We start from the raw sequence: 629 nt of genomic DNA on the forward strand, positions 1-629 counted from the left end.
CAATCAGCTGGGTAATCTGCTGCATGGAGAGGAGCAATTTGTCTCAGCCGATGCCGGCTACCAAGGGGCGCCACAGCGCGAGGAGCTGGCCGAGGTGGATGTGGACTGGCTGATCGCCGAGCGCCCCGGCAAGGTAAGAACCTTGAAACAGCATCCACGCAAGAACAAAACGGCCATCAACATCGAATACATGAAAGCCAGCATCCGGGCCAAGGTGGAGCACCCATTTCGCATCATCAAGCGACAGTTCGGCTTCGTGAAAGCCAGATACAAGGGGCTGCTGAAAAACGATAACCAACTGGCGATGTTATTCACCCTGGCCAACCTGTTTCGGGTGGACCAAATGATACGTCAGTGGGAGAGATCTCAGTAAAAACCGGAAATAACGCCAGAAATGGTGGAAAAAATAGCCTAAATAGGCTGATTCGATGTGTTTGCGGGAAAAAAATCGGCCCAGATCCGCGAAATTTTAATCAGCGAGTCAGCTTGGGAAGAAATGACCTGCTTATTCGCACCTTCCCTAAGTGAAACGAGACAGCAGAACAGAGCAGTCATAAATCCATGTGCTAAGTGTAACGTGATGATGTCAATCGTGAATGGATGTTTTATGGAGGATATGTGTACTCACT

1 protein-coding gene is annotated in these 629 nt (G+C 49.8%); it reads left to right on the forward strand.

Annotated features, from left to right (window positions below; translation table 11 throughout):
* A partial coding sequence (locus MKP05_RS21385) for a transposase (RefSeq protein WP_240570148.1) occupies positions 1 to 373 on the forward strand: 373 nt, incomplete at its 5' end.
* Between the last annotated feature and the right edge of the window lie 256 nt (positions 374 to 629).

It is taken from the genome of Halomonas flagellata, from assembly GCF_022487945.1.
Lineage (GTDB): Bacteria > Pseudomonadota > Gammaproteobacteria > Pseudomonadales > Halomonadaceae > Halomonas > Halomonas flagellata.